The organism is Haloferax profundi (assembly GCF_001469865.1).
Taxonomy (GTDB): domain Archaea; phylum Halobacteriota; class Halobacteria; order Halobacteriales; family Haloferacaceae; genus Haloferax; species Haloferax profundi.
In genome coordinates, this window is sequence record NZ_LOPV01000386.1 from 1 (window position 1) to 6,698 (window position 6,698).

8 protein-coding genes are annotated in these 6,698 nt (G+C 63.7%); 3 read left to right on the forward strand and 5 right to left on the reverse strand.

What is annotated here, in order from left to right; all coding sequences use genetic code 11:
• Positions 1–24: 24 nt before the first annotated feature.
• Both AUR66_RS13665 and AUR66_RS13670 read right to left on the reverse strand, forming a co-directional pair.
• Positions 25–216 (reverse strand): DUF7333 family protein, encoded by a 192-nt coding sequence (locus tag AUR66_RS13665; protein ID WP_058572863.1) that lies wholly within the window; start codon positions 214–216, stop codon positions 25–27.
• Positions 217–297: 81 nt separating this feature from the next.
• The gene (locus AUR66_RS13670) at positions 298–1,080 is read right to left on the reverse strand and encodes an aldo/keto reductase (protein ID WP_058572870.1); all 783 of its coding nucleotides are present in this window, start codon (positions 1,078–1,080) and stop codon (positions 298–300) included.
• Between the two features lie 175 nt (positions 1,081–1,255).
• On the opposite strand from AUR66_RS13670, the gene AUR66_RS13675 reads away from it, so the two are divergent.
• The gene (locus tag AUR66_RS13675) at positions 1,256–1,453 is read left to right on the forward strand and encodes a hypothetical protein (RefSeq protein WP_058572864.1); all 198 of its coding nucleotides are present in this window, start codon (positions 1,256–1,258) and stop codon (positions 1,451–1,453) included.
• Positions 1,454–1,572: 119 nt separating this feature from the next.
• Entirely contained in the window at positions 1,573–2,283 is a 711-nt protein-coding gene (locus AUR66_RS13680; protein ID WP_058572865.1) for a DUF6517 family protein, read from the forward strand.
• A gap of 47 nt (positions 2,284–2,330) precedes the next feature.
• On the opposite strand, the gene AUR66_RS13685 is transcribed toward AUR66_RS13680, so the two are convergent.
• Both AUR66_RS13685 and AUR66_RS13690 read right to left on the reverse strand, forming a co-directional pair.
• A complete protein-coding gene (locus AUR66_RS13685) occupies positions 2,331–3,194 on the reverse strand; it encodes a 2-oxoacid:ferredoxin oxidoreductase subunit beta (RefSeq protein WP_058572866.1) in 864 nt (287 codons plus the stop codon).
• Complete coding sequence (locus tag AUR66_RS13690; protein WP_058572867.1) at positions 3,191–4,951, reverse strand: 2-oxoacid:acceptor oxidoreductase subunit alpha; 1,761 nt, start codon at positions 4,949–4,951, stop codon at positions 3,191–3,193. The genes AUR66_RS13685 and AUR66_RS13690 overlap by 4 nt, the downstream gene beginning before the upstream one ends.
• 283 nt (positions 4,952–5,234) lie before the next feature.
• Here AUR66_RS13690 and AUR66_RS13695 point away from each other — a divergent pair, with 283 nt between their 5' ends.
• On the forward strand, positions 5,235–5,879 hold the full coding sequence (locus AUR66_RS13695) for an FAD-dependent oxidoreductase (RefSeq protein WP_058572868.1): 645 nt from the start codon (positions 5,235–5,237) through the stop codon (positions 5,877–5,879).
• 45 nt (positions 5,880–5,924) lie between these two features.
• On the opposite strand, the gene AUR66_RS13700 is transcribed toward AUR66_RS13695, so the two are convergent.
• A partial coding sequence (locus AUR66_RS13700; RefSeq protein ID WP_058572869.1) for an ABC transporter permease occupies positions 5,925–6,698 on the reverse strand: 774 nt, incomplete at its 5' end.

Genomic DNA, 6,698 nt, shown 5'->3' on the forward strand with positions numbered 1-6,698 from the left:
CCGACGCTGGACCGCGTCTCGTCGTCAGTTGAGTGCGCGGTACTCGCCGTGTTTGATACCGATTGCGAGACACACCGCGCCGAAGACGAGCATCGCGGGCGTCACCATCATCAACACGGTACTCGTCGCCATGACTCCCATCCCGACGAGCGCGGCGGTTCCGAGCGCGACGAGGCCGACGAGCAGTGTAATCGTCTTTGGAAGGTCGAACTCCATCTCGATTCGTCAGGACCGAGTCGACAAATTGGTTGCGGCTTCGACTCGAGGACGAGACAAAAAACCGGCTGCGTCCGTGACTTACCAGGGAGCGAAGTCGGGGTCGACGCGACGGTCGACCTGCTCGATGGCGTCGATAGCCTCGATATCTTCGTCGTCGAGTTCGAGCGTGAGCGACTCCCAGTTGTCGCGGATGTGTGCCTCGCTCGTCGCCTTCGGGATGGCCGTGACGCCCTTCTCGCGAAGCCACGCGAGCGACACCTGCGCCTCACTCGCGTCGTGTTTCTCGGCGATGTCCGAGAGGACACCCACGTCGAACACCTCGCCTCGGGCGAGCGGGGAGTACGCGACGATTTCGACGCCCTCGTCGGCGCACACCTCACGGAGCTCGTCCTGCTGGAGGAGTGGGTGCAGTTCGATTTGGTTCGCGAAGATGCCCGCATCGGAGAGTTCGACGGCTTCACGGACCTGTTCGGGTTCGAAGTTCGAGACGCCGACGCGCTTCGTCAGCCCCTGCTCGACGAGTTCGTCGAAGGCCGCGAGCGTCTCTTCGGCGTCGTACTCGCGGGCCGGCCAGTGAACGTACAGGAGGTCCACGTAGTCGACACCGAGTTTGTCGAGGCTCTCTTGGGTGCTCTCGACGACGTCGTCGTGCGAGAGTTCGTTGATCCACACCTTGGTCGCGAGGAAGATGTCGTCGCGTTCGACGTCGGCAGCGGCGATACCGGCACCGACCTCGGCTTCGTTTCCGTAGATCTGGGCGGTGTCGATGTGGCGGTAGCCCATCTCCAGCGCCGTCTTCACGGCGTTTTCACACTCGTCTGGGTTCGTGTTCTCCCAGGTTCCGAGACCGAGCATCGGCATCCCGTTGGCTGTCGGCGCGTCCTCTGCAGAGGGGAGGTCTGACATACCCGAGCCGAGGGCCGCGAGTCGAAAAGACGTTCCGAAAGGGGAGGTGAATTTCCGCCTCTCTCGGCGGGGTGGGCCGGCGTACACCTTTATGTGATGTGTGCTACCAATTATCTAGTGGTGAACCAAAATGTCGTCCACGTCGGAACCACTGACCGAAGAGAATACGAACGCCTTCGCCCACCGAATCGCGGGTGATTCGCTCGTCTACGAGTGCCCGAACTGCGAGTTCGGCGAGGTGCTCGTGACCGAACTCATCGAAGCGGACGACGCCCGGTGTCTCGACTGTGGACAGCGCTACCGACTCCACGTAGAAGTCGTCGATTGACTGTACGGAGCGACTGGCAAGTCGTCGCGGGGAGACGCTATCGGGGGCGAACCTGTCTCTCGACTCGATTTTCTACGCGAGCGAGACTGTCTTGTCGATAGCGCGCCTCTAGAGGTGTCATGCAACCATTTCGACCAGCCATCGCGCTCGCGTTCCTCGTCGTTCTCACTGGATGCCTCGGTGGGACGACCACCATCTCCGCCGAACCGGCGACGATTCCGGCGTCGGCGTACGAATCGCACGGCTACGTCCACGGGAACAGCACCGTGGTACCCCTCTCGTACGACGTTGGTGTCGGTCCGGCGTCGAGAACCGTCGGCGTCGAGATGTGGGTCTCGGGCTACTCGAAGACGACTGCAGACGACGATATCACGGGACTCCTCGTCCTCTCGTCGCCGAACCGTGACGTCGCCGGGCAATCGGTGAATCCGCTGGCGAACCTCGGGAACCGCGAACTCGTCGGCGCCGGACTCGAACTCCTCTCCGACGCGCAGGCGCTCGGAAACGTCCCCGAAGTCAACGGCCTTCGGGAAGTCGGGGCGCGAGACGTGACGATACTCGGTGAGGAGACGGAACTCGTCACCTACGCCGGAACCGTCGTCGTCGAAGCCGGTGAAACGACAGTCGATGGCGAGGCAGTCGCCTACGAGGGTGGCAGCGCCGAGGTACTCCTCCACCTCGCGACAGTGGAACACGACGGGGACGTCGTCGTCGTCCTCGCGGTTCACGGAGCCGACGTGGACGAATCGGACGCGATTGCGGGGCTAGCGAGCGCTGTCGAACATCCGGGAACGGTCGAAAGAACAGTCGAAGTGAGTGGGTCGCGGTAGTCGGCCGAGGTAATTCGGCCGAACGAGATGGTCGTCTCGAACGCGGTTCAGTAGAACTCGCGAACGAGGTCCATCGCGTCGTCGGGAGCGCCCGTGCCGATGTCGGACATGTCCTCCGTGACGCCGAACTTCTGCTCGTAGGAGGTGGAGTCTTCGTCCTGGTAGATGATTCCCTCGTACTCCTTCGACGAGTCGAGAATCTTCTCTTTGGCCGCTTCGTAGTCGTTCGGGTCGTGGTCGGTGTCCGCGAGGTCCACGAGGTTGTCGCGGAAGTAGTCGTAGGTGTCCACGTCGTTGAACGTGACACACGGGCTGAACACGTTCACGAAGCCGAAGCCGTCGTGTTCGATGGCCGCCTGAACGATTTCGGCGTGACGCTTGTGGTCAGTCGCGAACGACTGCGCGATGAACGTCCCACCGGCCGCCAGCGAGAGGGCGAGTGGGTTGACCGGGGGCTGCTGCGGACCCTCGGGCGTCGTCGAGGTTTCGAAGTCCTCGCGCGACGTGGGGGACGCCTGTCCCTTGGTCAGACCGTAGATGCGGTTGTCCATGACGGTGTACGCCATGTCGACGTTGCGGCGAACGGCGTGGATGAAGTGACCTGCACCAATCGAGTACCCGTCACCGTCACCACCGGCGGCGACGACGGTCAGGTTGGGGTTCGCCAGTTTGACACCGGCGGCGACGGGAAGCGAGCGCCCGTGGACGCCGTGGATGGCGTACGAGTGCATGTAGGTCCCGATTTTGCCGGAACAGCCGATACCGGCGACCACGAACGTGTTGTCGGGGTCGTTGCCGGAGTTGGCCAGGGCTTTCATGATGCCGTTCATCGTCCCGAAGTCCCCACAGCCGGGACACCAGGTCGGTTGCTTGTCGGATTTGAAGTCGGTGAAGCGGACGTCTGAGCTCATGCTGAATCCTCCTCTGCGTCGAGGGTCGCCTTGATATCCTCTGCGAGTTCGTCCGCCTTGAAGCGGACGCCGTCGTATTTGTTGATGCGCTTGACACGGGTCAATGTGTCGTGCTCGACGACGTTCGCGAACTGCCCCGTCGCGTTACACTCGACGACGATGACTTCGTCGGCCGCCTCGATGTCCTCTGAGAGGTCTGGACGCGGGAACATGTACGGGACCGAGAGGAAGCGAACGTCGATGCCGTCCTCTTCGAGGAAGTCGAGTGCCTCGACGAGGGCACCTTCGTTGGACCCCCACGAGAGGATGAGCGTGTCGGAGTCGGGGTTACCGAACTCGCGCGGCGAGAGGTCTTCGGTCGCTTTCGCCGTCTCGACCTTCCGGTCGCGCTTGTCGACTTGCTTGACGCGCATCTCGGTGTCTTCCGTCCGGCGACCGAGTTCGTCGTGTTCGAGACCGGTCGACATGTGCGCACCCTGCTCCGTGCCGGGGAACGCGCGCGGACTGATGCCGTCGTCGGTGAGCGCGTGTGGTTGGAACCGGCCCTTCTCGTCGAGCCATTCGTCGATGGAGTCGTCGTCGACGACCTTGCCGCGGTCGATTTCGACTTCGTCCATGTCGAACGCTTCCGGCGGGAAGGTCTGTTCCGTGACGGCCATCGCCAGGTCGGCCGCGACGTAGACCGGAACCTGGTACTTCTCGGCCATGTTGAAGGCCTCGACGGTCTTCCAGAAACACTCGTCGATGCTCGTCGGCGCGACGACGAAGCGCGGAATCTCGCCGTGGCCACCGTAGAGCATCATGTTCAGGTCGCCCTGTTCTTGCTTGGTCGGCATCCCAGTCGAGGGACCGGAGCGCATGACGTCGACGATGACCAGCGGCGTCTCCGAGGTGGCGACGAGACCGAACGTCTCGGCCATCAGGTCGATACCCGGACCGGAGGTTGCCGTCATCGAACGGGCACCGGCGCGTGCCGCACCGAGTGCGAGGTTGATGGCGGCGAGTTCGTCTTCCGCTTGCACGACGTGTCCGCCGTAGCGCTCGATACGCCCGGTCAGGTACTCCATCACGTCGGTCGCGGGCGTGATGGGGTAGCCGGCGTAGAAGCGACAGCCAGCGGCGATGGCACCCATACCGATTGCCTGGTCGCCGTTGAGAAGGACGTAGTCGTTGTCCGTCGTCTCGAGGTCGTAGTCGTACTCGTGGTCGTACTCCTCGTGGACGTATTCGAGCCCTGCACGGGCCGCCTTCTTGTTGTTCTCGACGATTGCTTCGCCTTTCCCGCCGAAGCGCTTCTGCAGTGCGCTGTCGAGGTTCTCGATGGGGAAGTCGGCGACGGCGCACGCCGCGCCGAGTGCGACGACGTTGCGCATGATAGCGCCACCCGCTTCCTCGGCGAGTGCTTTGAGGGGGATATCCAGCCCAATCATCCCCTCCGGAATCTCGACGTCGGCCATGGTCGAGCGGTCACCGTCGTAGATGATGACGGAGCCCTCGTGGAGTTCGTCGAGGTTCTCGTCGATTGTTCGTTGCGTGAGTGCGATGAGCACGTCGAGTCGGTCGACGACGCTCTGTACGGGGTCGATGGCAGTCCGAACTTTGTACGCCGTGTAGCCACCGCGGATTCGCGACGCGAAATCCTTGGAGGTGAACACGTGACGTCCAGCCCGGGAGAGTGCCTGAGCGAAAATCTTCCCCGTGGAGTCGATGCCATCGCCAGCCTCGCCGCCGATGGCCCAATTGAAGTCCGCAGGCATGCTGAGTGAAATCTACCCATAGCCGGGTCAAAAGCCTTCTGAAAATTTGTGTAAATCGACATTGGCGTCAACAAATGGAACCACGACTGTCAGGCTTCGAGAGTGTATTTTTCAGGAGTCTATCCGTGTCGATTCGGCAGTCTCACTCGGGACGGTGGACGAATGTCCAATTGTTCAGAATTCACGGTCCTCGCGGCAATCGTCGCCGCTTCTGCAACCGGGGATATCTGCCCCGCCCGAGTTGGAAGGCAAGGTCCTTGTGAGCCTGCGCCGAAGCGAGGGCATGGACGCAACCGTCACCGTCGCTTCGGTCCGCAACGTTGGGCCCGGCACGTTCGCCATCGAATTCGAGACACCGGCGGACTTCGAAGCCGACCCCGGCCAGTTCGTCAAACTCTCCGCCGACGTCGACGGCGAGTCGTACGCTCGATTCTACACACTCTCGTCGCCCGGCGTCACCGACACGTTCGAAGTAACCGTCGGCATCGACCCCGAAGAGGGTGGCCCGTTCAGCCAGCACCTCGAATCGCTCGCTGCAGGCGACTCCATCGACCTCTCTGGTCCGTTCGGGAATAGCTACTACGACGGCGAGGCCCGCGTCGTCGTCCTCGCCGGTGGCCCGGGTGTCGGTCCCGCAGTCGGTATCGCCGAGGCAGCCATCGCCGACGGTAACGAGGCCGCAGTCGTCTATCTTGACGACGCACCCGCGCACGAAGACCGACTGGACGCACTCGGCGACGACGGTGCGAGCGTCGTCGTCACCGACGAGGAATCTGCCCTCGCAGACGCCGTGGCAGATGCGCTCTCCGACGAGGACGACGAGCAGGTGTTCGTCTACGGGTTCGCCGACTTCGTCGAGGCCGCGACGGACGCAATCGAGGCGGCCGGCGGCGACGCCGACGCTGCGAAAGTCGAGAACTTCGGCTGACGAGTCGAACAGAGCGGAGCCGAGTCGACGCTCGTCTCTCTGCCCTTATTCTACGGGACGCCACGCCGTCAGCACCGCAACCACGAGTGCGCCGACGACCCACCCACCGAGTCCGAGGAGTGCCACGAGCGGTGTCGCAGCGCTCCCCGTCTCGACTGCGACGCCAAAGACGAGCGACCGGAATGCCCCGTTCGGACTCGCCGCGAGGAGGAACGGAACCGCGTCGATACCGATGGTCTCCGAGGCGAGTCCGGCGATTGCCGCGGCATCGACACCGACGACGAAGGCGACGAGTAAGCCGACGGCGAGGGCGATTGCCTGTCTGGTCGTGCGCGCGGCGGCGGAGATGGCGAGTGCGACTGCCGCCGTCGCCAGCGCGAACACGACTGCGAGGACGGCGAACCGGACGAACGCGACTGGCGAGTCGGCCGCCGTGTTCAGCGCGAGGAACGTCGGCTTGGGCGGCGACAACACCGGAACGGTCGCTGCCGCGACGAGGAGCGACCCGAAGACGACGGTGACGAGGGCGAGACTTCGGCCGAGGTAGACCCCGCCGATGTACGCGCGTCGGGTCACGTCGAACGTCCGAAGTACGTCTAACTCGCCTGTCTGTCGGTCTGTGAGGACGGCGCGGTAGCAGAGCGCGAACGCGAGGAGCGGAACCAGTGCCTCCACGAACGGGAGCAAGTCGAGGACGAGCGGAACGTAGCCACCGCGCGACCCGGACCCAGCGGCGGCGACGGCGACGACGGTGAGGCCGAACACGACGGCGAGTGCGACGACGGCGGGTGTCCGAACGACGGTTCGGAGTTCGCGGGC